Annotated in this window: 23 protein-coding genes and 1 riboswitch; of the genes, 10 read left to right on the top strand and 13 right to left on the bottom strand. The window is 69.8% G+C overall.

Annotated elements, in window-relative coordinates:
• The first annotated feature begins 2 nt into the window (after positions 1–2).
• Together U1T56_RS08985 and U1T56_RS08980 are read left to right on the top strand one after the other, a co-directional pair.
• Positions 3–269, top strand: a complete 267-nt coding sequence (locus U1T56_RS08985; protein WP_418159121.1) for a DUF1127 domain-containing protein — start codon at positions 3–5, stop codon at positions 267–269.
• 83 nt (positions 270–352) lie between these two features.
• Positions 353–1105: a GNAT family N-acetyltransferase gene (locus tag U1T56_RS08980; RefSeq protein WP_418159120.1), complete on the top strand. Its 753-nt coding sequence runs from the start codon at positions 353–355 to the stop codon at positions 1103–1105.
• A 1-nt stretch (position 1106) separates the two neighbouring features.
• On the opposite strand, the gene U1T56_RS08975 is transcribed toward U1T56_RS08980, so the two are convergent.
• The 3 genes from U1T56_RS08975 to U1T56_RS08965 all read right to left on the bottom strand — a co-directional run bounded on the left by U1T56_RS08975 (position 1107) and on the right by U1T56_RS08965 (position 4126).
• Complete coding sequence (locus tag U1T56_RS08975; RefSeq protein ID WP_418159119.1) at positions 1107–2057, bottom strand: homoserine O-succinyltransferase; 951 nt, start codon at positions 2055–2057, stop codon at positions 1107–1109.
• 50 nt (positions 2058–2107) lie between these two features.
• Positions 2108–2186, bottom strand: a riboswitch (SAM riboswitch).
• A 24-nt stretch (positions 2187–2210) separates the two neighbouring features.
• Positions 2211–3059 carry a GNAT family N-acetyltransferase gene (locus tag U1T56_RS08970; protein ID WP_418159118.1) on the bottom strand — a complete coding sequence of 283 codons (849 nt, stop codon included), beginning with the start codon at positions 3057–3059 and terminating at the stop codon, positions 2211–2213.
• Complete coding sequence (locus U1T56_RS08965) at positions 3056–4126, bottom strand: SPOR domain-containing protein (protein WP_418159117.1); 1071 nt, start codon at positions 4124–4126, stop codon at positions 3056–3058. The genes U1T56_RS08970 and U1T56_RS08965 overlap by 4 nt, the downstream gene beginning before the upstream one ends.
• Before the next feature lie 184 nt (positions 4127–4310).
• Here U1T56_RS08965 and mtnK point away from each other — a divergent pair, with 184 nt between their 5' ends.
• The gene (mtnK, locus tag U1T56_RS08960; protein ID WP_418159116.1) at positions 4311–5591 is read left to right on the top strand and encodes an S-methyl-5-thioribose kinase; all 1281 of its coding nucleotides are present in this window, start codon (positions 4311–4313) and stop codon (positions 5589–5591) included.
• Here mtnK and U1T56_RS08955 read toward each other — a convergent pair.
• Positions 5528–6442 carry a peptidoglycan-binding protein gene (locus U1T56_RS08955; protein WP_418159115.1) on the bottom strand — a complete coding sequence of 305 codons (915 nt, stop codon included), beginning with the start codon at positions 6440–6442 and terminating at the stop codon, positions 5528–5530. The genes mtnK and U1T56_RS08955 overlap by 64 nt on opposite strands.
• A gap of 265 nt (positions 6443–6707) precedes the next feature.
• Here U1T56_RS08955 and gspD point away from each other — a divergent pair, with 265 nt between their 5' ends.
• Both gspD and U1T56_RS08945 read left to right on the top strand, forming a co-directional pair.
• On the top strand, positions 6708–9044 hold the full coding sequence (gene gspD / locus U1T56_RS08950; protein WP_418159114.1) for a type II secretion system secretin GspD: 2337 nt from the start codon (positions 6708–6710) through the stop codon (positions 9042–9044).
• Between the two features lie 15 nt (positions 9045–9059).
• The gene (locus U1T56_RS08945; RefSeq protein WP_418159226.1) at positions 9060–9827 is read left to right on the top strand and encodes a prepilin peptidase; all 768 of its coding nucleotides are present in this window, start codon (positions 9060–9062) and stop codon (positions 9825–9827) included.
• Between the two features lie 5 nt (positions 9828–9832).
• On the opposite strand, the gene U1T56_RS08940 is transcribed toward U1T56_RS08945, so the two are convergent.
• Complete coding sequence (locus tag U1T56_RS08940) at positions 9833–10270, bottom strand: protein tyrosine phosphatase family protein (RefSeq protein ID WP_418159113.1); 438 nt, start codon at positions 10268–10270, stop codon at positions 9833–9835.
• Between the two features lie 174 nt (positions 10271–10444).
• Between U1T56_RS08940 and U1T56_RS08935 the strand changes: the two genes are divergently transcribed.
• The 3 genes from U1T56_RS08935 (at position 10445) to U1T56_RS08925 (ending at position 13394) form a co-directional block, all read left to right on the top strand.
• Positions 10445–11206 (top strand): TerC family protein, encoded by a 762-nt coding sequence (locus U1T56_RS08935; protein WP_418159225.1) that lies wholly within the window; start codon positions 10445–10447, stop codon positions 11204–11206.
• 161 nt (positions 11207–11367) lie between these two features.
• Complete coding sequence (locus tag U1T56_RS08930) at positions 11368–11676, top strand: DUF485 domain-containing protein (RefSeq protein ID WP_418159112.1); 309 nt, start codon at positions 11368–11370, stop codon at positions 11674–11676.
• Positions 11676–13394, top strand: coding sequence for a cation acetate symporter (locus tag U1T56_RS08925; protein WP_418159111.1), 1719 nt, complete (start codon positions 11676–11678; stop codon positions 13392–13394). The genes U1T56_RS08930 and U1T56_RS08925 overlap by 1 nt, the downstream gene beginning before the upstream one ends.
• Positions 13395–13467: 73 nt before the next feature.
• Here U1T56_RS08925 and bluB read toward each other — a convergent pair whose 3' ends face one another.
• The 4 genes from bluB to U1T56_RS08905 are packed head-to-tail and all read right to left on the bottom strand — an operon-like array spanning position 13468 to position 15357.
• Positions 13468–14118, bottom strand: a complete 651-nt coding sequence (gene bluB / locus U1T56_RS08920; protein ID WP_418159110.1) for a 5,6-dimethylbenzimidazole synthase — start codon at positions 14116–14118, stop codon at positions 13468–13470.
• A complete protein-coding gene (locus U1T56_RS08915) occupies positions 14115–14753 on the bottom strand; it encodes a nitrile hydratase subunit alpha (RefSeq protein WP_418159109.1) in 639 nt (212 codons plus the stop codon). Before U1T56_RS08915 ends, bluB begins: the two co-directional genes overlap by 4 nt.
• Positions 14750–15046: an SH3-like domain-containing protein gene (locus U1T56_RS08910; RefSeq protein WP_418159108.1), complete on the bottom strand. Its 297-nt coding sequence runs from the start codon at positions 15044–15046 to the stop codon at positions 14750–14752. Before U1T56_RS08910 ends, U1T56_RS08915 begins: the two co-directional genes overlap by 4 nt.
• Complete coding sequence (locus tag U1T56_RS08905) at positions 15043–15357, bottom strand: hypothetical protein (RefSeq protein ID WP_418159107.1); 315 nt, start codon at positions 15355–15357, stop codon at positions 15043–15045. Before U1T56_RS08905 ends, U1T56_RS08910 begins: the two co-directional genes overlap by 4 nt.
• Positions 15358–15649: 292 nt before the next feature.
• Here U1T56_RS08905 and U1T56_RS08900 point away from each other — a divergent pair, with 292 nt between their 5' ends.
• On the top strand, positions 15650–17365 hold the full coding sequence (locus tag U1T56_RS08900) for an ABC transporter permease (protein WP_418159106.1): 1716 nt from the start codon (positions 15650–15652) through the stop codon (positions 17363–17365).
• Between the two features lie 33 nt (positions 17366–17398).
• Here U1T56_RS08900 and U1T56_RS08895 read toward each other — a convergent pair whose 3' ends face one another.
• A complete protein-coding gene (locus U1T56_RS08895; RefSeq protein ID WP_418159105.1) occupies positions 17399–17842 on the bottom strand; it encodes a hypothetical protein in 444 nt (147 codons plus the stop codon).
• 204 nt (positions 17843–18046) lie between these two features.
• A complete protein-coding gene (locus U1T56_RS08890; RefSeq protein WP_418159104.1) occupies positions 18047–20398 on the bottom strand; it encodes a DUF1989 domain-containing protein in 2352 nt (783 codons plus the stop codon).
• Between the two features lie 82 nt (positions 20399–20480).
• On the opposite strand from U1T56_RS08890, the gene U1T56_RS08885 reads away from it, so the two are divergent.
• Positions 20481–21023, top strand: a complete 543-nt coding sequence (locus U1T56_RS08885; RefSeq protein ID WP_418159103.1) for a flavin reductase family protein — start codon at positions 20481–20483, stop codon at positions 21021–21023.
• A gap of 12 nt (positions 21024–21035) precedes the next feature.
• Here the strand turns inward: U1T56_RS08885 and U1T56_RS08880 are convergent, their stop codons facing one another.
• Complete coding sequence (locus tag U1T56_RS08880) at positions 21036–21869, bottom strand: carbon-nitrogen hydrolase family protein (protein ID WP_418159102.1); 834 nt, start codon at positions 21867–21869, stop codon at positions 21036–21038.
• A 19-nt stretch (positions 21870–21888) separates the two neighbouring features.
• Positions 21889–23298 carry an acyl-CoA dehydrogenase family protein gene (locus U1T56_RS08875; RefSeq protein WP_418159101.1) on the bottom strand — a complete coding sequence of 470 codons (1410 nt, stop codon included), beginning with the start codon at positions 23296–23298 and terminating at the stop codon, positions 21889–21891.
• Between the last annotated feature and the right edge of the window lie 92 nt (positions 23299–23390).

The raw sequence follows: 23390 nt of genomic DNA, 5'->3' as shown, positions 1-23390 counted from the left end.
CCATGGACCTGCTGCATCGCCTCTACGGCCGCCTCATCCGTTTCCTGCATGAGCGGGAAACCTACCGCGCCCTCGCCCGCCTCGACGACCGGGAGCTCGCCGATCTGGGCCTGCACCGCGCCGATCTTCGCGCCATCGCCCGCGATGCCGCCCGTGCCGGCCGGCTCGACGTGTTCGACTGGGTCGCGACCACCCGCGGCGGGCAGGCGGGCACCGAAGGACCGGCATCGCGCCTCGTGGGCTTCGGCCTGGGCTTGCGCGCGGCCTGAGTCCTTCGTGTTGACCCGGCTTCGACCTGCCAGCACGGTCGCACCCGCCAGCGGGTCCTGATCCCGCCCGAAGCGGAGGTGCGATGACCGACCGGCGGATGGTCGAGCGGATCGAGCAGGCGGCGCTCTGGGCCTGGCCGCCCAGGGAGACCGCTTGGTGCGAGGGCTGGCTGCTTCGGGCCGGCGGCGGGCGCACGCGGCGCATCAACTCGGTCCGGACCCTGGCGTTCGCACAAGGGGCCGACCTCGACAAGGCGATCGCCCGGGTCGAGGTCTGGTACGCGGCGCGCGATCTGCCCGCCTGCTTCCAGCTCACCGAGCTCGCGGCACCGGCCCGGCTCGACGCCGTGCTGGCGGACAGGGGCTACCGGCTCGCGGCACCGGTATCCGTCCTCCTCGTCGACGCCGCTTCGGTCGAGCCGCCCGAGCGCGGCGCGTTCGAGCTTCAGACCCGCCCCACCCCGCTCGTCATGAACGCGGTCTGCGACCCGCATTGGGGGCCCGAGATCCGCCGCGCGCGGGCCGAGCTGTTCGCCCGGATCAGAAAGCCCCACGTGTTCGGCGTGCTGACCCGGGGCCAGGAGCCGGCGGCCGGGGGCCTGTGCGTCGTCGACGGCGATCTCGCCGGCATCTTCACCATGCGCACGGGCGTCCCCTTCCGCGGCCGAGGCTATGGCCGGGCCCTGTTCCGACGCCTCGTGGCCTGGGCGAAGGCGGTCGGGGCGAAGCGGATCTATCTCCAGGTCGAGGACGACAACGCGGCGGCGCTCGCCCTCTACCGCCCCTTCGCCCCCGAGCTCGCCTATCGCTACTGGTATCGCGAGCAGACGGCCTGATTCAGGCCGCCTGCGGCTGGGCGACCGTGCCGATGCGCTCGAGCTCGTAAGGGGTCGTCTGGTACATCTCGTTGATCCAGTTGCCGAACAGGAGATGGGCATAGGCCCGCCAGCAGTTCCGGGGCGGCTTGTCCGGATCGTCGTCGGGATAGTAGTTCACCGGCAGCGAGACGTCGGCGCGCGTGGCCTTGTCGCGGCAGTACTCGTCGTGCAGCGTATAGGTGTCGTACTCGAGATGGTTGAACATGTAGACCGTGCGGTGCTCCGGCTCGTGGAGCAGGCACAAGCCCGCGGCATTGGACACGGCCAGGATCTCGAGGCCGGCATCCTTGGGCAGATCGGCCGCCCGCACCTCGGTGTGGCGCGAGACCGGGACCAGGAAATAGTCGTCGAAGCCGCGCATGAGCGGCGGACGCTGCGCGTCGCGGCGCTCGATGACGTAGTGGGTGTAGACGCCGAAGCGCTTGGTCGGCAGGATGTGCTTGGGCACGCCGTGAAAATGGTAGAGGGCGGCCTGCGCACCCCAGCAGATGTGGAACGAGGTGTGGACGTTGGTGCGCGACCAGTCCAGGATCTCGGTCAGCTCGCGCCAGTACTTCACCTCCTCGAACGGCAGCATCTCGACCGGAGCGCCGGTGACGATCAGCCCGTCGAACTTGCGGTCCCTGACCTCGTCCCAGGTCTTGTAGAAGGCCTGCAGATGCGAGAGGGGCACCGTGTTCGGGCGGTAGGTCGAGGTGGTGAGCAGCGTCAGCTCGACCTGAAGCGGGGTGGCGCCCAGGAGGCGGGCGAGCTGCGTCTCGGTCTTGGGCTTTTCCGGCATGAGATTGAGGAGGGCGATCTGCATCGGCCGGATGTCCTGGCGGAGCGCCTCGTTCTCGCCGATGAGCCTGACACCCTCCTGTTGCAGCTTCTCGAAAGCGGGCAGGTCGTTCGGAATCTTGATGGGCATCGCGTGCCGTCGCTCCAAACAAAAAGGCCCGGCCAAGACGAAAGCCGGGCTCGCGAGCGATCCCGACCTTTTAGCCGTTTGTTTAACGTGGCCGCAAGCCGGTCGGCGCAAATCACCACGCGCGGCAGATAGTGGTGAGCGTGTCGCGGCGAGTCAAGCGCCGGAGCCCGGCAGCGCCAGCGCCGATCCTGTCGGCCGGGCGGCCGCCGACGGCAGCCGGGCGTAGTTGAGCTGGGTGCCGCAGGGCAGAAAGCCGAGGCTCCGGTAGAGCGCCTCGCTCGCGGCATCGCCCGCCGACAGCCAGGCGATCTCGCCGCCCGTGGCGAAGAAGCGTGCCAGGAGAGAGGCGCAGACCGCCCGAGCCAGGCCACGGCGGCGCCAGCCGGGCATGGTCCACACGCCCGCGAGCTCGGCGACCGGCCCGGTGCGGATCAGGCTGGCCCCGCTCACGGGCTCGCCGGCGGCGGTCAGCACCGCCGCGGCGGCGAGCCCGCCTTGCCGCAGGCCCTGCGCGAACCGCTCGAGCTCGCCGGGTGCCGGCGTCGTGGCGGGCTCCGCGAAGGCAGCCGCAGCACCGGCGAGGAAGGCGCCCAGAAGCGCCGTGGGCGTGCCGGCATCGAGCAGCCGAGGTGCTGCCGCCGGTGCGGGTGCCCGGCTCGCGTCCAGGACGAGAACGGGCGAGCGCCGCTCGAGCGTGAAGCCTTCGGCCTCGAGCGCCTCGGCGAGCCCCGGCCAGAGCTCCGCGAAGAACTCGAGCCGCGGGATGCGCCCGTGGGCCTCGAACAGCGCCGTCATGGCGCCGATCGCCGACTGTAGGTCGCCGGCCTGTAGGTCGCCGGCACGGCCGGTCGGAATGGCGACGTTGCGGTAGAACGGGTCGGCCTCGCGCCAGAGATGGACGCGAAAGCCCGGCAGGTCGTGAACCTCGCTGCCGTCGGCGACCGCCGCCGCGAACTGATCGGCGAGCCGGGCGAGCAGCGCTCTCGACCGGATGCGGCTCATGGCCGCGCGAGCCGGCACGCGGCTCCGGCCTGACGCAGGCGCGCGCACATCGCCTCCGCATCGGCCCTGGAGGCGAACGAGCCGGCGATGATGCGGTAGAAGGTCCCCTTGCCCGGCACCTCGACCGTCTGCGGCGCCCGGAGATCGAGCTCCTTCAGCGCCGGATAGCGTGCCTTGAGCCGCTTCCATTCGGCATCGACTTGGGCGGGATCGGGCACGGCCGCGAGCTGGAGCGCGAAGGCGCCGTTGCCAGCCGCCGGCGGCGGGGGCTTCTCGTCGGGGGGAGCTGCCGGTGCTGCCGCGGTCTCGGCCGGGGGCGGCGCCGTCCCGGCTGCGGGTGGCGGTGGCGGCATCGCCGAGATGACGGGCGGCTTCGCGGCCACCGGCTTCGCCATCGCCTCGTCGACGGGCGCGGCCGGCGACGGAGCGGCAGCGGGGCTCCTCGCCGGAGCGGCGCCCTTGTCGAGCGCGGCGAGGTTGCGGCGCAGCACCTCGGTGGTCGGATGATCGCGGCCGAGCGTGCTCTCGGCGATCGCGAGCGCCCGCTGCTGCAGCGGCCGCGCACGCTCGGGCTCGCCCTTCGTGCGGTAGAGCACGGCGAGATTGTTCAGCGCCCGCGCCACATCCGGATGATTCGGCCCCAAGGACTTCTCGAGCAGGCCGAGCGAGCGGTTGTAGAGCTTCTCGGCCTCGTCGTACTTCTTCTGCGCGCGATAGACGAGGGCGAGGTTGTTGAGGCTCGTGGCGAGCCCGGAGCCCTCGCCGCCGCCTCGCTCGTCGAGCTCGATCGCGCGCTTGTAGAGCTTCTCGGCCTCGCCGAGGCGCCCCGTGAGACGGTAGACCTCGGCGAGGTTGTTGAGCTCCGGCGCGATCGCCGGGCTGTCGGCGCCGTAGCGGGACTTGGCGAGGTCGAGCGCGCTCTCGAAGTAGGGCAGCGCTGCCTCGTACCGGCCGGCGCGGAACAGCTCGAGCCCCTTGGCGTAGTCGTCCTCGGCCACCGGCTCCGCCGCCAGGGCCGGAGCCGCCAGCAGGAAGAGCGAGAACAGCACGGCAAGCGCACGGCGCATCGATGGCCTTGTCCGCTGGAACCTCACCCTCGTGAGGCTGGCAAGTTTTGCCGGCGAGGTCCAGCCCTTGCAGTGCCGGCACATCCGGGGTTTGCCGGCAGCCGGCTTCGTGCGCTAGGAGCGCTTCCCGAGACGGACGGCCGCGCCGGCCGCGGCCCGGCCCGAGAAACGGGAGGACGGTGTCTTGGCCCTCAGCATCCCCGAAGGCTATCGCGCCCTCGATGACAGGACATTGGCGGCCTATCTCGCCGGGCTGCCGGCGATCCGGCGCCGGCTCGGCGGCGATCCCGAAAGCTGGCGGGTGAGCGAGGTCGGCGACGGCAACCTCAACCTCGTCTTCATCGTCGAGGGGCCGGACGGCGACATCTGCGTCAAGCAGGCCCTGCCTTACGTGCGCCTCGTCGGCGAGAGCTGGCCCTTGGACCTCAAGCGCGCTTGGTTCGAGCATCAGGCGGCCGTGATCCAGTCCCGCCATGCGCCGCGGCAGATCCCCGAGGTCCTGCACTACGACGAGAAGCTCTACCTGTTCGTGATGGAGCGTTGCCATCCGCACGTCATCATGCGGCGCGGCATGATCGAGGGCGTCGTCTATCCCACCTTCGCCGAGCAGATTGCGGAGTATCTTGCCAAGACGCTCTACTTCACCTCCGACATGGCGCTGCCTGCGGCCGAGAAGAAGGAGATCGTGGCGGCGTTCTGCGGCAACACCGAGCTGTGCAAGATCACGGAGGATCTGATCTTCACCGATCCCTACATGATCTGCGACCGCAATCGCTGGACGAGCCCGCAGCTCGACGACGCGGCCAGGACGATCCGCGAGGATGCCGAGCTCAAGCGCGCCGTCTCGGCCTTGAAGCTCAAGTTCATGAGCGAGACGCAGGCGCTGCTGCACGGCGACCTCCATACCGGCTCGATCATGGTGACCGAGGACGACACCAAGGTGATCGACCCGGAGTTCGCCTTCGTAGGACCGATGGGCTTCGACGTCGGCAAGCTGATCGGCAACCTGCTCATGAGCTTCTTCAGCCAGCGCGGCCACGAGTGCCGGCCCGGCGAGCGCGAGGCCTACCGCCGCTGGATCCTCGCGACGGCCGAGCAGGTCTGGTCGGGCTTCGAGAAGCGCTTCGTCGAGCTGTGGACGTCCTATCCTACCGGCGACGCCTATCCGCGGGCATTGTTCGACGGATCCGAAGGCCGGGCCTCGCTCCGGATCGCGCAGGCCGCCTACATGCGCCGCCTGTTCGAGGATGCGCTGGGCTATGCGGGCACGTCCATGATCCGCCGGACCCTGGGTCTCGCCCACAACGCCGACATGGAGCGCATCGCCGACCCCGACCTGCGCGCGTCCTGCGAGCGGCGCAACCTCGAGCTCGCGCGCGACCTGATCGTGAACGCGCGGGCCTATCCCGACATCGCCGCCGTGACCGCGCGGGCCGCCGCCATCGAGGCCGCGGCTCCGCGCTGACGTCGGGCCGCGCGGCCCCGTGCCGTGCCGGCAGGGGCGGGCGCGGCCGGATCGTCGAGCAGGCGGTCGCCGATGCGCCAGGCATCGGTGAACCGGTCGAGGCCGTGCGTGCCGCCGTTGACCAGCCGGCGGGCGCGGGCGAGATCGCCCTCGGCCAGCGCTTCCCCGATCGGCCGGCGCCGCTCGGCGAGGAAGGCGCCGAGCAGCCGGCCCGCGAGCGCCGGCTCGAGCGCCCGCTCGGGCTCCAGCACGAGGCCCGTGCCGAGGCCCAGGGCCTCGCCGTAGGTGCGGTAGTTGGCGCGGCCGGTGAGCTGCACGAAGCCGCGACCGCGATAGCGCCTGCCGTCGGGCGGGCCCTCGTTGCCGAGATCGGCGCGGTAGTCGTAAAGGTCGAACGGGTGGCCCTCGGGCGAGGTGTTGAAGCGGGAGACCGCCTCCTCGACCGGGGCGAAGCCCTCGCTTTCCGCCCGGATCGTGGCCAGCGCCATTAGCACCATCGATCTGTCGGTGAGCGCGAAAGCCCTGAGGCCCGTGAGCACGGCCGGCAGATGGCGGCGGATGACCCCGAGCGGTGCGAACGGAAACAGCTCCGCCACGAAGCCGATCGTCACGCTCGCCGTGACGTCGGGAAGCCGGCCGTCGCCGCGGCCATTGAGCGCATGCCAGGTGACGGGCCCCGCGACTCCGTCGGGAAGCAGGCCGCGCGACCGCTGGAAGGCGAGCAGCGCCGCCTCGGTCGCCGGCCCGAAACGCCCGTCGATCCGACCGGGGCTGAACCCGGCGGCGCTAAGGTTTTTCTGCAGCAGCTCGACCTCGTCCCCGTGAGCGCCGCGACGCAGGACCGGTATCATGTCGGCAGACCTCGCATCGGATCATTGCCGGTCCTATATCATAGGTATATTTTCTTAACAACCGGTTCTCGATAGCCCATGAAGCGATTGCGGTTGGCCGGAAGACGCATTATAGTAGCATGGGGGCGAGGGTTTACCCGTTGATGAGATGAGTGTACTAGCCTCCGGCAGCTTCCGAGGCCGCACGGCCGCCGGTGCTCGTCTTCGCCTACGGATGCCACGCTCGACCGCGCCTTTACCAAGCGGTGAGGACCTGTCGGAACACATGCGCCTCGAGTTCTGCCTGCGCCATGCGCTCACGCCCCTACTCCTGGCCGCCGCGCTCACGAGCTGCGTGGAGCCTTCCCGAAGGTCCAACATCAACGACACGCTGAACCGCGTATCGTTCGAGCCGCCGCCCGCCGTGCCCGGCGACGTTCCGCCCAACGAGCCCCTTGCCGGAACCGCGGTCAAGCCGGCCGAGCCGCCGCTGCAGGCCCAGATCTATCCCGGCCGCACGCCGACCGCGCGGGCGAGGCAGGGCGGCACCGCGCAGGCGCAGCGCACCGCCGAGGGCGTGCAACTCAACTTCGACGGCGCCGAGATCCGCGAGGTGGCGAAGGTCATCCTCGGCGACATCCTGGGCAAGACCTACTCGATCAATCCCGACGTCCAAGGACAGGTGACGCTCTCGAGCAGCGCGCCCATCGCCGAGAAGGACCTGCTGGCCGTCCTCGAGACCGTGCTGCGCTCGAATGGCGCCTCGCTCGTCGACACGGGTGCCGGGACCTACCAGATCATGCCGGTGGACGCCGCGATCGGCCGCTCCGAGGTCGTGCCGATCGGCGGCAGGCCCGTGCCGGTCCGTCCCGGCTACGGGCTCACGATCGTGCCCTTGCGCAATATCTCCGCGACCGCAGCCGCCCAGTTCATCCAGCCGCTCGTCGCCTCGCCCGAGGACATCCGCATCGATCCCGGCCGCAACGCGATCCTGTTCAGCGGCACCTCGACCGAGCGGCAGAACGTGGTCGACACTCTGGCCGACCTCGACGTCGACTGGATGGCGGGCAAGTCCATCGGCCTGTTCCCCTTGCAGCGGACCACCGCCGAGGCCGTCATCCCCGAGCTGCAGGCGATCTTCTCGCCGTTCGATCCGACCGGGGCCGAGCCCTCGCTCATGCGCTTTCTGCCGATCGCACGCCTCAACGCCGTGCTCGCAATCGGCACCGATCCCGATCAGATCCGGGAGGTGAGCCGCTGGGTGGCGCGGCTCGACCACGGCGAGGTGGTGGGGCCGCAGTTCTACGTCTACTACCTGAAGCACCGCTCCGCCGAGGATGTCGCGAAGCTTCTCAACGAGGCGTTCGGCGGCGGTGGCGGCGGCACGTCGGAGCCCGGGCCGAGCCTGGCCTCGGCCACGACCACCCTCGGGAGCACGCCTCAGCCGGGCAGCCCGCCGGGCAGCCCGCCACCGCCGGGCGAGGACACGGGCGGCGGCGAGGCGGCCGGCGGCATCGGTGGAGCACCCGGAGCCGGCGGCGCGACGCCGCCATCCGGGTCCGAAGCCGCGCCGACCGGCGGACCGGTCAGGATCGCGGCCAGCAAGGCCAACAACGCGCTCTTGATCCGGGCCACCCCGCCCGTCTACTCGCAGATCGAGGCGACGCTGCTCCGGCTCGACACGGCGCCCTGGCAGGTGCTGATCGAGGCCACGATCGCCGAGGTGACGCTCAACGACGATCTGCGCTATGGTGTCCAGTTCTTTCTCCAGAACGGTGCCGTCAAGGGCGGCTTCACGCAGAACAGCACGATCCCGAGCACCGGCGGCAGCACGGCGGCGCTCCTGCCGGCCTTGAACGTGCCGGGCTTCAACTTCGTCTTCACCCCCGGCAGCAGCAACATCACGATCGACGCCCTGTCGCAGATCACCGACGTCAAGGTGCTGTCCTCGCCCTCGGTCGTGGTGCAGGACAACAGCGAGGCCATGCTCACCGTGGGTCAGGAGGTTCCGGTCACGACGCGCAGCGCTCAGGGCGTGTTCGAGGCCAACGCCCCGGTGATCAACTCGATCGAGTACCGCAACACTGGCGTGATCCTGCAGGTCCGGCCGCGGATCAATTCCAACCAGGCCGTCTCGCTCGAGATCGCGCAAGAGGTCAGCCGCGTCGAGTCGCAGGGCGGCACTCCGTCCGCGCCGACGCCGACCTTCACCCAGCGCAAGGTCACGAGCCGAGTCAACGTGCAGAGCGGCCAGACCGTGGTCCTGGGCGGCCTCATTCAGGAGAACGAGAGCCGCGGTCGCAGCCGGGTGCCAATCCTGGGCGACATTCCGATCATCGGCAACCTGTTCGGCTCGACCAGCCGCACCAACGGACGGACGGAGCTCATCGTCTTCATCACGCCGCGGGTGATCCGCAACCCCGAGGATGCGCGCGACGTCAGCGAGGAGCTGCGCTCGCGGCTGCGGTCGCTGGGTCCGGAGCGGATGGCGCCCGCGATGCCGAACGTAACGTCGCCCGGCGGGTCTCTGCCCGGACCGGCGCCGCAGCCGGAGCCGCGGATGCTGCCGCAGCCGCTCGTCCCGCAGCGGACGGCGCCCTACCGTCAGCCACCGGCCGGCTGAGGACGGCGAGCAACGCTGGACGGCACCGTCATCCTCGCGCCTCTCGCCGGCGGCCTTGCCGGCGCCTGCGTCGGCAGCTTCATCGCCACGCTGGCGCTGCGCACGCCCGAGGGCTGGGCCGACATGTGGACGGGCCGGTCGCGCTGCAGGGCCTGCCACGCGACGCTGTGCGTCGTGGACCTCGTGCCGCTCCTGAGCTGGCTCGCCTTGCGCGGCCGCTGCCGCTACTGCGGTGCCGCGCTCGGGCTCTGGTATCCTTGCGTGGAGCTCGCGGCCGCCGTCATCGGCGGCCTCTCCTTCGCGGCCCTGCCGTCGCCCGAGGCGTGGATCGCCACCGTTCTCGGCTGGTGGCTGCTGGCGCTTGCCACGATCGATCTCGTCGCCTGGCTCCTGCCCGATGCCCTGACCCTGCCGCTGGTCGGAGCCGGCCTTCTGCTCGCGGCCTGGGGCGAGCCTTTGCTCGGCTTCGTTCCGCCCACCTCGCTCGCCGGCGCGGCCATGGGCGCCGCCGGCGGCTATCTGGCGCTCGCCGGCATCGCCTTCGCTTACCGGCGGCTGCGTGGCCGCGAGGGGTTGGGGCTCGGCGACGCCAAGCTGCTCGCGGCGGCCGGCGCCTGGCTCGGCGCCGAACGCCTGCCCCTGATCGTCCTCGCGGCAGCGCTCCTGGGGCTCGGCCTCGCTGTGCTGCAACGCCGGGAGCTCCGGGCCGAGACGGCGCTGCCGTTCGGCCCCGCGCTGGCGCTTGCGTTCTGGGGTGGCTTCGTGCTCGCCGTGCTCTCCTGAGGCGCTCAGCCCTCGCCGGCGAGGCGGCGCAGCACGGGCAGGACGGGCGAGAGATCGTAGCCGGCGGCGGCCGCGGCTTCCACGATCTCCTGCGGCGGACGGCGACGGGCGGCCATGAAGGCCCACATGTGGCAGGAGCGCGTCCCCGAGCGGCAATAGGCGAGATAGGGCCCGAGATTGCGCTCCACCGCCGCGGCGAACGCCGCCACCGTGTCGGGGCCGATGCTCCCCGTCGTCACCGGCACGAAGGCATAGGCGAGCCCCGCCGCCTCGGCCAGCGCGCGGGCCTCGGCGTCACCGAGCTGATCCGGCGCCTCGCCGTCCGGCCGGTTGTTGATGACGGTGCGGATGCCTGCCGCGCGCGCGGCGGCGAAGTCCTCGGTGCCGAGCTGGGGTGCGACGAAGAAATCCGCCGCGACCTGGCGGAACCGGCTCTCGTGCATCGACGTGGTCTCCTTGCAGCTTTCCGCTCGCGGTCGCGGCACGTCGGGGCGCTGCGAACATCATGACGGCAACGTGACATCGCTGTCACCTCGAGCGTGGCCCCACCGGTGGTCGGAGGTGCGATCGCCCGCTATATCCCGGACATCGTCACGACCGGCAAGGATGATGATGCGATGCTCGAGCTTCTGGCCGACCCCAATGCCTGGGCCAGCCTGTTGACCCTCACCGCACTCGAGATCGTTCTCGGCATCGACAACATCATCTTTCTCTCGATCGTCTCCGGCAGGCTGCCGGTACATCAGCAGCAGATGGCCCGGCGGATCGGCCTGGGCCTCGCCCTTTTGATGCGCATCGCCCTTCTTGCCAGCATCGCCTGGATCATCGGCCTCACCCAGCCTGCGTTCACCGTGCTGGATCACGAGGTCACCTGGCGCGACCTCGTGCTGGGCGGGGGCGGCCTGTTCCTTCTGGTCAAGGGCACCATGGAGATCCACCAGATGGCCGAGGGCCACGAGGAGGGTTCGCAGGCCGGCACCGCCTCGCTCTTCGCCGCCATCGTGCAGATCGTCCTGCTCGACATCGTGTTCTCGCTCGATTCCGTGATCACCGCCGTCGGCATGGCGGACGACCTGCCGGTGATGATCGCGGCCGTGGTGATCGCGATCATCGTCATGCTGGTGGCTTCGGAGCCCGTCAGCGCCTTCGTCAACCGGCATCCGACCGTGAAGATGCTGGCCCTTTCCTTCCTGCTCCTGGTCGGCATGGCGCTGGTGGCGGACGGGCTCCACTACCACATCCCGCGCGGCTATCTCTATTTCGCCATCGCCTTCTCGGCTGGCGTGGAGTGCCTGAACCTGATCGCGGCCAATGCACGACGCCGGCGGCAGGAGCAGGAGCGCGCTGCGAAGCGGCGCCGCGAGCCGGGCACGGCGTAGCCGGAGTGCCACGTCGGCACCCGATCCGGCAGCGGCTTGACAAACTGCCGCACCCCCGGAGCCGTCGCTCGACAACGTGCCGCATGACGCGATCACGCCGAACCTCCCTAGGATGAGATCGGCTTTGTAACCCCAGAGCAACGATCACGAAGGAGGCAGGCATGGAACCGGCGGCCTACGCCCGGATACGCCGCAATCCCAAATTTGCGGAGCTCGTGCAGCGGCGCAACGCGCTCGCTCGCAACCTCACCATCCTGATGTTCGTCTTCTACTTCGGCTTCATCCTGCTGGTGGCCTTCGCTCCCGGCTTCCTGGGCACGCCGATCAGCGAGGGCTCGGTGACGACCATCGGCATCCCGGTGGGCATCCTCGTCATCCTCTCGGCCTTCGTCCTGACCGGCATCTACGTCGCCAAGGCCAACACGACCTTCGACAGCCTCAACCAGCAGATCATCGAGGAGAGCCGGTGATGCGGCCCACGATCCGCCTCATGAGCGGCCTCGCCGGTCTCGCCGCCGGCCTGATGCTCGCTGCCCCTGTCTTCGCCGCCGGCGCCATCGAGGGCGCCACCCAGACCCAGCCGACCAACTGGCACGCGATCGCCATGTTCGTCATCTTCGTGATCCTCACCATGGGGATCACGAAGTGGGCGGCCTCGCGCACCAAGTCCGCCGCCGACTTCTACGCCGCGGGCGGCGGCATCACCGGCTTCCAGAACGGCCTCGCCATCGCCGGCGACTACATGTCGGCGGCCTCGTTCCTCGGCATCTCGGGCCTCGTGTTCACGAGCGGCTACGACGGGCTGATCTACTCGGTCGGCTGGCTGGTCGGCTGGCCGGTGGTCCTGTTCCTGATCGCCGAGCGGCTTCGGAATCTCGGCAAGTACACCTTCGCCGACGTCGCCTCCTACCGGCTGCAGCAGACGCCGATCCGCATGCTCTCGGCGATCGGCACACTCACCGTGGTGGCGTTCTACCTGATCGCGCAGATGGTGGGCGCCGGCAAGCTGATCCAGCTCCTGTTCGGCCTGCCCTATCTCTACGCACTGATCATCGTCGGCGTGCTGATGATCCTCTACGTCACCTTCGGCGGCATGCTCGCCACCACCTGGGTGCAGATCATCAAGGCCTGCATGCTGCTCGGCGGCGCCACCTTCATGGCGCTCATGGTGCTGCACCACTTCGGCTACAGCCCCGGCGCCCTGTTCAGGGCCGCGACCGAGGTCCATCCGAAGGGCACGGCGATCATGCGGCCCGGCAGCCTCGTGAGCAAGCCGCTCGAGACGATCTCGCTCGGCCTTGCCCTCATGTTCGGCACGGCGGGCCTGCCGCACATCCTGATGCGCTTCTTCACCGTCGCCGACGCCAAGGCGGCGCGGAAGTCCGTGTTCTACGCCACCGGCTTCATCGGCTACTTCTACATCCTCACCTTCATCATCGGGTTCGGCGCCATCACGCTCCTGATGAACGACCCGAGCTTCTACAAAACCACCGTGGGTCCCGACGGTGCCGTCACCTACGACAAGATCAAGGACCTGATCGGCGGCACCAACATGGCGGCCGTGGATCTCAGCCGTGCCGTCGGCGGTGACCTGTTCCTCGGCTTCATCTCGGCCGTGGCCTTCGCCACCATCCTCGCCGTCGTCGCGGGCCTCACGCTCGCCGGCGCCTCGGCGGTGAGCCACGACCTCTACGCCAGCGTGATCGCGCGCGGCCGCGCCAGCGAGGCGCAGGAGATCAAGGTCTCCAAGGTCGCGACCATCGTGCTCGGCATCATCGCGATCTATCTCGGCTACGTGTTCGAGCAACAGAACGTCGCGTTCATGGTCGGCCTCGCCTTCGCCGTCGCGGCGAGCTGCAACTTCCCGGTCCTGTTGCTGTCGATGTTCTGGCGCGGCCTGACCACGAAGGGTGCCCTCATCGGCGGGCTCCTCGGCCTGATCTCGGCCGTGGCGCTGGTCGTCATGGGCCCGACCGTGTGGGAGAAGGTGCTGATGAACCCGGCCGGCTCGGCACCCTTCCCCTACGACAACCCGGCCCTGTTCTCGATGGCAATCGCCTTCGTGGGCATCTGGCTGTTCTCGGTCCTCGACCGCAGCCAGACCGCGAAGAACGAGGCCGCCGCGTTCGAGGCCCAGTACGTCCGCTCCGAGACCGGCCTGGGTGCTGCCGGCGCGGCCTCGCACTGAGCCGTCGCGAGAAGGAGCTTCTCGCGAAGCCACGAAGGCCCCGGGGCGCCCCGGGGCCTTTTTCTTTCGGGGGTTATCGCCGCAGCACGGCGCGTGCGGCCGGATCGACCTGCTGCCAGCCCACGCGCTCGAGCTCGGGTCGGTCGTGCTCGGCCTCGGGATAGCCGAGGCAGAGATAGGCGACGAGCTGCCATGCCGGCGGCACGTCGAGATCGGCGCGAAGGCGCGCCGGGTCGAGGATCGACACCCAGCCCAGGCCGAGCCCATGGGCGCGCGCCGCGAGCCAGAGCGTGTGAACGGCGGTCACGACCGAGTAGGGCAGCATCTCCGGCATGGTCCGCCGCCCGAGCCCGAGGCCGCTTCGGGTGTCGTGGTCGCAGAACACGGCGAGATGCACCGGCGCCTCGTCGAGCCCGGCGAGCTTCAGCCGGGCGTAGAGCTCCGCCCGCTCGCCCTCGTAAGCAGCGAGCGCCGCCTCGTTGCAGGCGAGGAAATTGGCGCGGACCGCGGCGCGTGCTGCCGGCGAATCGACCAGGACGAAGCGCCAGGGCTGGCTGTGGCCGACCGAAGGTGCGAGACAGGCGAGGTCGAGCAGGTACCCGATCAGCTCGGGATCGACCGGATCGCGCCGGAAATGACGCACGTCGCGTCGCCAGCGCAGCAGCTCCTGCAGGCGATCCCGGAACGCGGCATCGAAGTGGGCGGCAGCTTCGGCTCGGATCATGCGGCCGGCCGCGGCACCGCCGTGCCGATCATGCAGTCGCGGGTGACGATGGCGGCGAGCTCCGCCTCGCTCCAGCCTTCCGTGCCGGCCGGGCGCTCGGGCAGAACGAGGTAGCGCAGCTCGGCCGTGCTGTCGTGGACCACGATCTCGGTCTCGGCCGCAAGCTCGAGGCCGAATTCCCTCAGCACCGCCCTGGGCTCGCGCACCACGCGGCTGCGATAGGCGCGCGACTTGTACCAGTCGGGCGAAGGCCCGAGCAAGAGCCGCGGGTAGCAGGAGCAGAGCGTGCAGACGATGACGTTGTGGACGCCCGGCCGGTTCTCGACCGCCCGGATCGGGATGCCGCCGGCATCGATCCCGAGCTCGGCCGCGGCCGCATTCACGTTCTCGAGCAGGCGCGCCTTGAAGCCCGGATCGACCCAGGCCCGCGCCACCACCCTGGCCCCGTCCGCCGGGCTACGGCTGTCGATCAGCTCGAGCGACGCCCGCAGCTCGTCGGCCGAGAACACGCCTTTCTCGAGGAGCAGACTCGCCACCGCCTCGGTCAGCGCCATGTGGTAGGTGAAGGGTCCGTCCTCGAGGTCGGGCTGCTTCGGGTGCGGATGATCGTGGTCGTGCCGATGCTGCGCGCTCATCGCGTTTCCTCCACGGGCTCGAGCCAGGGTTCGAACAGGTCCACCACCACCGCCCCCTGCCCTGGATCGGGGTCGCCCGGCCACAGCTCGGAAAGCGCGAAGCGCACCCGGTAGACCGGAAGCTTCGGCAGGCCGTGCCGGCCGTAAGCCAGCTCCTCGGGGTCGGGCTGGTGGTCCACGACGTGAAGCACCGTGCCGCAGCGGCCGCGGGTGTAGTAAGGCGTGCGGCAATGGCCCGGCGGGTATAGCGCCTTCACGCGGACCCTGGCACCTTCGGCGAAGCGGGCGCTCAAAGTCGCGCTCCTTCGGCGTGCCGCCGCTCGGCGGCCGCGATCGCCTCGCCCAGCTCCTGCACCCGGAGCACGCCCTTCTCGAGCAGGACGTTCGTGATCGAGGCGATCCAGCGCTCGAAATAGCCGAGCTCGTCGTAGGCGCCCGGTCCCAGATCCTCGATGCCGCGGCGCAGCTCGTCGAGCGTCATGACGCGCTTGGCGAGCAGCAGGCGCAAGATCGCATCGACCTTCTTCTCCCAGGGGGCATAGGCGTGCTCGTGCCGCTCGATCGGTCCGGCCGGCTCGCCGCCCATGTCGTGATGTCGTCGCATGCCTCTCTCCAGAAGCGGGAGAGCGCATCTCCCTGCCTGCCGATGCGCTCACGTGTCGCGGGTTGATTATCCGCTCGGGCAGCCAAGCTGCAACCACAGGAAGCGATGCGCGCCGACTCGCCCGGAACACGGGCTCCTCCCGGCCGGTCGGATGATCTGTATCAATTCCAAGCTCGACCGATTCGGCTTTACTTCGTCATGGTTGCCGGTAGCTTGCGGCAGTGACGCGTCCCGCGTCGACGCCTCCTGTTGCCGGCCAGAACGCACGCACGGAACGGTTCGACCCCAGCCGATGTCCATCGCCGCAGACCAGCCAGCCTCCGCCTCCGCTCGTATCGAGGGGCCGGGAACGCGACGCAGCCTGACGGCACTGGCAGCACCGGGTGCCGGCACGCTGCTGGCGTTCCTGCTCTGCCTCGTGGTGGCGGCACCGCTTCTGGCGCTGCTCGGCTTCGTCGGCCAGCCGACCCAGGGCTTGTGGACTCACCTCGCCAGCACCGTGCTCGGCGAATACTTGCGCAACAGCGCGCTCTTGTGCCTCGGCGTGGGTGCCGGCACGCTCGCGGTCGGCACGGGTGCCGCGTGGCTCGTCACCATGTACCGCTTCCCCGGCCAGCGCGTGCTCAACTGGGCGCTGGTCCTGCCGCTCGCCATGCCGGGCTACGTGCTCGCCTACGCCTATACCGACTTCCTCCAGGTGACTGGACCGGTCCAGACGCTGCTCCGCGAGCTCACGGGCTGGGGCTGGCGCGACTACTGGTTCCCGAACATCCGCTCCCTCGGCGGGGCGGTGTTCGTGCTGACAGCGGCCTTCTATCCTTACGTCTACGTGCTGGCACGCGCCGGCTTCGCCGAGCAGTCGCAGTGCGCGCTCGAAGTCAGCCGCACGCTCGGCTGCACGCCGTTCGCGGCCTTCCGGCGGGTCGGTCTGCCGCTCGCCCGGCCGGCGATCGCGGCCGGCATCGCCTTCGTCATGATGGAGACGCTGGCCGACTTCGGTGCGGTGGCCTATTTCGAGCTGCGCACCTTCACCACCGGCATCTACCGCGCCTGGTACGCGCTCGGCAGCCCGGCGGCCGCCGCCCAACTCGCCTCTCTGCTGCTGCTTCTGGTATTCGCCGTGCTGGCGCTGGAATGGAGCGCGCGCGGGCGCGGCCGCTTCGCCAACAACACCACCCACATCTTCCGCAAAGAACGGGTCGAGCTCGAAGGCTGGCGCGGCTGGGCGGCTTTCGGCCTGTGCCTTCTGCCGGTGCTCGTCGGCTTCGTCCTGCCCGCCATCGTGCTCGCCGGCATGGCCTGGAGCACCAGCGACGGCATCGGCCTCGCCCGGCTTCTGCACCTCACCGGCAACACGGCCCTGCTCGGCGCGCTTGCGAGCGTCGTGGTAGTGGCGATGGCGATCACGGGGCTCCTCGCCGCCAACCGCGAGGGCAGCATGGTCGCCCGCAGCCTGCTGCGCACGGCAGCGCTCGGCTATGCGGTGCCGGGTGCGGTGATCGGTGTGGGCATCGTGATCGCGCTCGGCAGCTTCGACGGTGCTGCCGACCAGCTGGTGAAGGCCGTGACCGGCACCGGCACGGGCCTGATCCTGAGCGGCACCGTCATGGCCCTGCTCTATGCCTATCTCGTCCGCTTCTTCGCGGCCGGCTTCAACCCGCTCGAGGCCGGGATGGCGAAGATAGCTCCCACGCTCGGCGATGCCGCCCGCGTCTTGGGCTGCGCGCCTCTGGCGGTCGCGAGCCGGGTGACCCTGCCGCTCCTGCGGCCGAGCCTGATCAGCGCCCTGCTCATCGTGCTCGTCGACGTGATGAAGGAGCTGCCGGCGACCTTGATCCTGCGACCGTTCAACTTCGACACGCTCGCGGTCGAAGCCTTCCAGCTCGCCACGACCGAGCGGCTGGACGGCGCCGCCCTGCCCTCGCTCGTCATCGTCGCCGTGGGCCTGGTGCCGGTGGTGATGCTCTGCCGGATGCTCGACCGCGGCCGCATGACCGCGATCTCCTGACAGCGTACGGGCGATCCGGGTGCCGGGTCGGTCTCAGCCCCGACGGGGCTGCCGTTCGGGCACGCCGAGACGACGCGCCGCCGTATAGGCGGAGTTGGCGAGCGGGTCGTGCCGCTTCTCCACGAGTGCTGCGAGGATCAGGCCGACAAGGCCTGCCACGCGCAGCGCCGCACCCGTGACGGGCGGCGCGTCCAGCCAGGGCACGGCGCAGGCTGCCGCGAGCAGAAGGGTCGCCAGAAGCCCGAAGCCGGAAGCCGCAGCACCGCGGCCTCGCCCGAGCACGGCGAGGACGAGCGCGGCAAGCGCTGCCGCCAGCGTCACGGCCCAGCCGATCGGATCATGAAGGCTCGCGCCGGCCGCTGCGCCCGGGGCCGGTGAAGCACCTTCGGCACCCGGCAGCAGCAGCGGGGCCAGGGCCAGGCCCGTGCCGACCAGGGTCAGAGCGATGGTGAGCAGGCGCCACGGCAGGATGGGCATCGGGACCATTCTCGCGATCGGGTGGTGCGGACACTGCCGGGTGCAGACGCCACCAACGGCGCGACTTGTCCAGTGTCATGGGCGTCTGGCTGGTGGGCCGAGGGCGCAGCGGCGGGCGAGGCCGCTCGAATCGCCGGTCGCGGCCGGTCGACGATGGCGTCATCGACGGGTCGGCTCGATCGGCCGCCGCCGCGACGAGGCGGATCAGGCGCGCACGCGGATCTTCTCGGGATCGTAGAACGGGAACCGCACCACGGTCGCCGGGAGACGCTTCTGCAGTCCGTCGAGCTTGCCGACCTCGAGCGCCGTGCCGATCCCGGCGTGGGCGACGTCGACCCGAGCCAGCGCCAGGCTCTGCTTGAGCAGGGGCGAGCGCACCGCACTCGTCACCTGGCCCACTTGCGCCCGACCGAGGAAGACCGGATCGCCCTTGGCCGCAAGCTCGTTGGAGGAAAGCGCCAGCCCGACCAGCCTCGCCCGCGGGTTGGCCTTGCGGCGTGCCAGCGCCTCCTTGCCGATCCAGTCGTCGTCCTTGCGCGCCACGACGAAGCCGATCCCGGCCTCGAACGGATCGGTGGTGCTGTCGAACTCGTGGCCGGCGAAGGCGAGCCCGGCCTCGATCCGCACCATGTCGAGGGCATTCAGGCCCATGGGCAGGATGCCGAACGGCTCGCCCGCCCGCATCACGGCGTCCCAGACCGCGGGCGCATCGTTCGGATGGCAGAAGATCTCGTAGCCGAGTTCACCCGTGTAGCCCGTGCGCGAGACCACGACCGGGATTCCCTGAAAGCCGCCGATCCGGCCGATGGTGAAACGGAACCAGCCGAGCTCGTCGAGAGCCGCACGGCCGGGCGGGGTCCAGACGATCTCGCGCAGGATCTCGCGCGAGCACGGACCCTGCACGGAAAGATTGTGAATCTGTCCCGTAGCCGGCTTGACGTGGGCGTCGAGGCCCAGATCCTTCGCCTGCTGCTGTAGCCAGATCCCGCCATAGTCGTCGCCGCCGATCCAGCGGAAGGCGTTGGGCCCGTGGCGGAACAGGGTGCCGTCGTCGATCATGCCGCCGTGCTCGTAGCACATCGCGGCATAGACGACCTGCCCCTCCCCGAGCTTCCGCACGTCGCGGGTCAGCGTCCGCTGCAGGAGCGTCTCGGCGTCGGGGCCCAGCACCTCGAACTTGCGCAGGGGCGAGAGGTCGATCGCGACACAGCGCTCGCGGCAGGCCCAGTACTCGTCGATCGGGCCGTTGCGGGCGAAGGTGGCCGGCAGCCAATAGCCGCGATACTCGACGAAGTCGCGCGTGAGCGCTGCGGTCCGCGGGTGGAAACCGGTCTCCTTGGTGAGCTCGGCGGGGGCATCGGGCGTCATGCGGTAGGCCACGGCTCGCTTGAACAGGTTCTTCTCGGGGTACACGCGCACCTGGATGTCGGTGAGGACCCAGCCGTTCGCCGGGTCGATGTCGCACGGGCAGGCCGAAGAGGCGCACACCAGGTCGGTCAAAGCCCGCAGCAGCACGTAATCGCCGGGGCGCGACCAGGGCTCGTCGAACCAGATGTTGCTGTTCGCGTCGACGTTCGTGTTGAAGAACAGGTTGATCGCGGGCCAGCCCTTCTGCGCGCCGATGCCGTAAGCTGCGAGCTGGCGCGAGAAGTTGTCCGAGCAGTTGACGTGCCCGAAATAACCCTGGTCCTCGTAATAGCGCGCCGTGCAGGCGAGATTGAAGCTGTCGTGCCGGCCGACCGTGTCCTGCACCACCTCGACGAGCGGGTTCATGTCGGCGTCGAAGAACTTGGAGAGCAGGCCGGGCCTCGGATAGGCGACGCCTAGAAGCGTGCGTGTGGTGAGGTTGTCCAGGCCTCGGACGAGACCGCGCTCGAGCGCGCGTTCCTGGAAGGCGACGAAATCCGAGCACTGCCGGCCCTGGATGTCGATGATCTGGATGTACTCGCCGGCGCGTACGACGTAAGGCTCGACCGAAGCGGGAGCGATGTGGAGATCGAGCCGCGGCTCGGCCAAAGGCTCGGGCAGGCGCACCTCGCCGGGCTGCGGCGGCCGTGCCCGGCGGATGAAGAGGAGGAGATCGGTCGGCGGACTCTGCTCCCAGGGGCTCATCGGCGCGCCCGGAGCCGCCACCACGAGATAGCCGGCTTCGCTCGCTCGCAGGCCGACCTCCTCGCCAGGGGCCGTTTCCGGCCCGAACAGACGGGCGCTGCCCACACGGCCGAAGTCGAGCCCGCGCCGGGCGAGGCCGGCGCGCACGCGCTGCACGTCCTCGCCTTCACCCGCGAGGATGGCCTGGATCCCGCCGGCGGGCCCGGCCGCACGCAGGCCCAGAGCCTCCAGCGCATCGCTGCCGTCCGGCGCGAACAGCACGAGCTCGCAGCTCTGGCCACCGTGCAGGTCGACGAGCTCCACCGCATCGCCGGCCTCGAGCGCCACGGCGTGCACACCACCACCCCGGACGACGTAACGCTCCACGCCCGGATCGAGCGCCGTCAGCCCCGGCGTCAGCACCCGTGGTCGGCGCGGCGAGACGATCGCGGTCGGCTCGGTCATGCCCTCCCTCGCTTCTTGGACCAGTTGACGACCAATACCAACCAATTCGATAGTGAATCCACACCAATCTGGCAGGTCGGTCATGATCGTGCAAGAACCATACGACGAAGATCACCGGGAGGAGCCGCCGGCCCCCCGGCTCGATCCGCGCGCGCTGCGCGCCTGTCTCGGCTGCTTCGCCACCGGGGTCACGATCGTGACCGCTCTGGGCGCCCGCGGCCAGCTCCTGGGCGTCACCGCCAACTCGTTCAACGCCGTCTCGCTCGACCCGCCGCTCGTGCTGTTCTCGCTGGACCGGCGCGCCTACTCGCTCTGGGACTTTCTCTCGACCGGGCACTTCGCCGTGAACGTGCTCGCCGCCGAGCAGGCCGATCTGTCGGCGCGGTTCGCCCGGGCGCGCGAGGACAAATGGTCGGGGGTCTCCTGGTCGGTATGGGACCATGGCTGCCCGATCCTGGACGGCTGCCACGCCAGCTTCGAGTGCAGCATCGCCTACACCCATGCCGGCGGCGACCACGTGATCTTCGTGGGCCAGGTCCGGCGGATGGCGATGGACCCGGAAAAAGCGCCACTCCTCTACTATCGCGGCCGTTACCGGAGCCTGGCTCCGCTCGGGCCGGGCTGAACCTTCCGCAGCTCAAGCCCCGACGAGATCGAACGGGCGGTCGTGGCGCAGGGCCGGGATCATGGCGCGCGCCTCCGCCACCCGCTCGAGATCGAGCCCGGCGATGATGAAGCCCTCCTCCTCGCCGGCGTCGGCCAGAATCTCGCCCCAGGGACCCACCACGAGCGAGTGGCCGAACCGGGCGAGGTCGCCGTCCGGCGCCTGCCCGCACTGCGAGGCCGCGATCACGTAGGCACCGTTCTCGATCGCGCGGGCGCGCAGCAGCGGCTCCCAGTGGGCGCGGCCGGTGGTGCGGGTGAAGGCGGCCGGCACCAGCAGGATCTCGGCGCCGGCCTGGGCAAGACGCCGGTAGAGCTGCGGAAAACGCAGATCGTAGCAGATGCTGAGCCCGATCCGGCCCAAAGGCGTGCGCGCGAGCACGGCGGCAGCGCCGGGCGCGATCCGCTCGCTCTCGCGATAGCGCTCGCCGTTCGCGAGATCGACGTCGAAGAGGTGGATCTTGTCGTAGCGGGCGCGCACCTGGCCTTCGGGATCGAGCAGGAAGGAGCGGTTCACCGTCCGCCCGTCCGGCCCCGCCACGGCGAGCGAGCCCACCGCGAGCCACACGGCATGACGCCGGGCGAGACGGCGGAGATAAGCGAAGCCGGCGTGCTCCACTTCCGGCCGCTCGCCGAGCACGAGCCCGCCCGGTCCCGTGCCATAGGTGGCACAGTACTCGGGCAGGCAGACCAGCTCGGCGCCGCCGGCCTTCGCCTCGGCGACGAGATGGGCGAGCCGCGCCAGATTGTCGGCTTGGTCGAGCCCAGCGCAATGCTGGACGGCCGCCACGATGACCGGACGCGGCACGGATCCTCCGTCCCCGCCCCTATTCCGCCGCCTGCGCCGCGATGCCGGCCTCGGCCAGCAGCCGCTCGGCCAGCTCCCGCTTCTGCTCCGGGCTCATCTTCTTGACCTCGTTCGCGATCGCCCGCTCGTTGATCGTCTGGTTCCAGTAGTCGAGGCTCTGGAAACCCAGGAGCGAAGCCTTGCCGACGAACTGGCGCAGGATCTCGTTGGAGGGACCCATCACCCAGCCGGCCTTGCCGTCACGCAGGTAGCGCTCGATGCCGAGCTGCGGCTTGTAGGCGGTGCCGCCGCAGGCATGCAGCATCTTGTCGGCGACGTGCGCCACGTTCTTCGCGGCCGAGAACTTCACCTGCCACATCCAGTGCAGGACCTGCGAGCGCGGCAGGACGGTCGGGTCGCGGTGGATCGACCAGTCGCAGTTGTCGGTGAGGCGGTCCAGGCACTGCGCCATCTGAAAGGTGAGCGCACGGCTGGTGTTGGTGTCGATGATCGCCTCGCCGACATAGTCCTGGATCGTGGGATAATCGCACACCCGAAGGCCCACATCCTTATGGGTCTTGCGGGTGGTGTGGGCCTTCGCGATGTCGATCAGGCCCAAGGAGATGCCGTTCCAGCAGGCCGACGAGCAGAGCAGGAAGAAGGGATCGACGCACTCGTCGTTCGAGGAGGCGCCGTCGCCGATCGGGCCCACGAGGCGGTCCAGCGGGACGATCCTGTCCTTCACCTCCATCGGGCCGGACTGGTTGCCGCGCAGCCCCAGCCCATCCCAGCTCGCAGGGTCGGCGCTGACCTCGTCGCCCATGATCAGAAAGCAGGACAGGTTGGCGTAGTTGCCGTCGAAATTGGGGCTCGTGGTCTGGATGATGTACCAATCGGCAAAGCCGCCCGAGGTGGTCCAGGATGCCTTCTTGCGCACCTTCCAGCCACCCTCGACGCGCTCCGCGCCCGAGGAGACGGGATACCAGAAATGGCCGCCGGTCTCGGGATCCGAGTAGGAAAGGGTGCCGATGAGGCAGTCCTTGTCGAGCCGGCTCAGGATGTCCTTGATGGCCGGGTTGTCGTGATGGCGCAGGCTCGCCGCGGCCACGGCGCCCAGGTGCATGGTGTAGCACATGGCGGTGCTGGCGCAGCCGTAGCGGGCGATGGTCTCGACCACCATGGCCGCGCAGGTGTGGCTCTCGCCCATGCCGCCGAGCTCCTTGGGAGCAATCAGCCCGAGAAGGCCGAGCTCGGCCAGAGCCTGGAAGTTCTTGCGCGGGAACAGGAGTTTCTTGTCGCTCTCGACCGCGTTGGCGCGCAGCGTGGACTGGCAGAGATCGATGAGTCGGGCCTGGAGCGCCTTCTGCTCCTCGCTCAGCAGCCATTGCGGATCCCACTCGAACCCGAGACCCCAGAACGGCTCGCCACCCCACGTTTTCTCTCCGAACATCGTGCAAGCTCTCCCAGATGCCGTCGCTTCGTACCGAGCGTTGCGATCCGAGAACCTTGCCCGGATCGTCCGGCGAACGCAACCAATTCTAT

This window comes from Benzoatithermus flavus (assembly GCF_037908215.1).
Lineage (GTDB): Bacteria > Pseudomonadota > Alphaproteobacteria > Geminicoccales > Geminicoccaceae > Benzoatithermus > Benzoatithermus flavus.
Note: the sequence above shows the minus strand (reverse complement) of the source record. Positions and strands in the feature narration are given on the sequence as shown.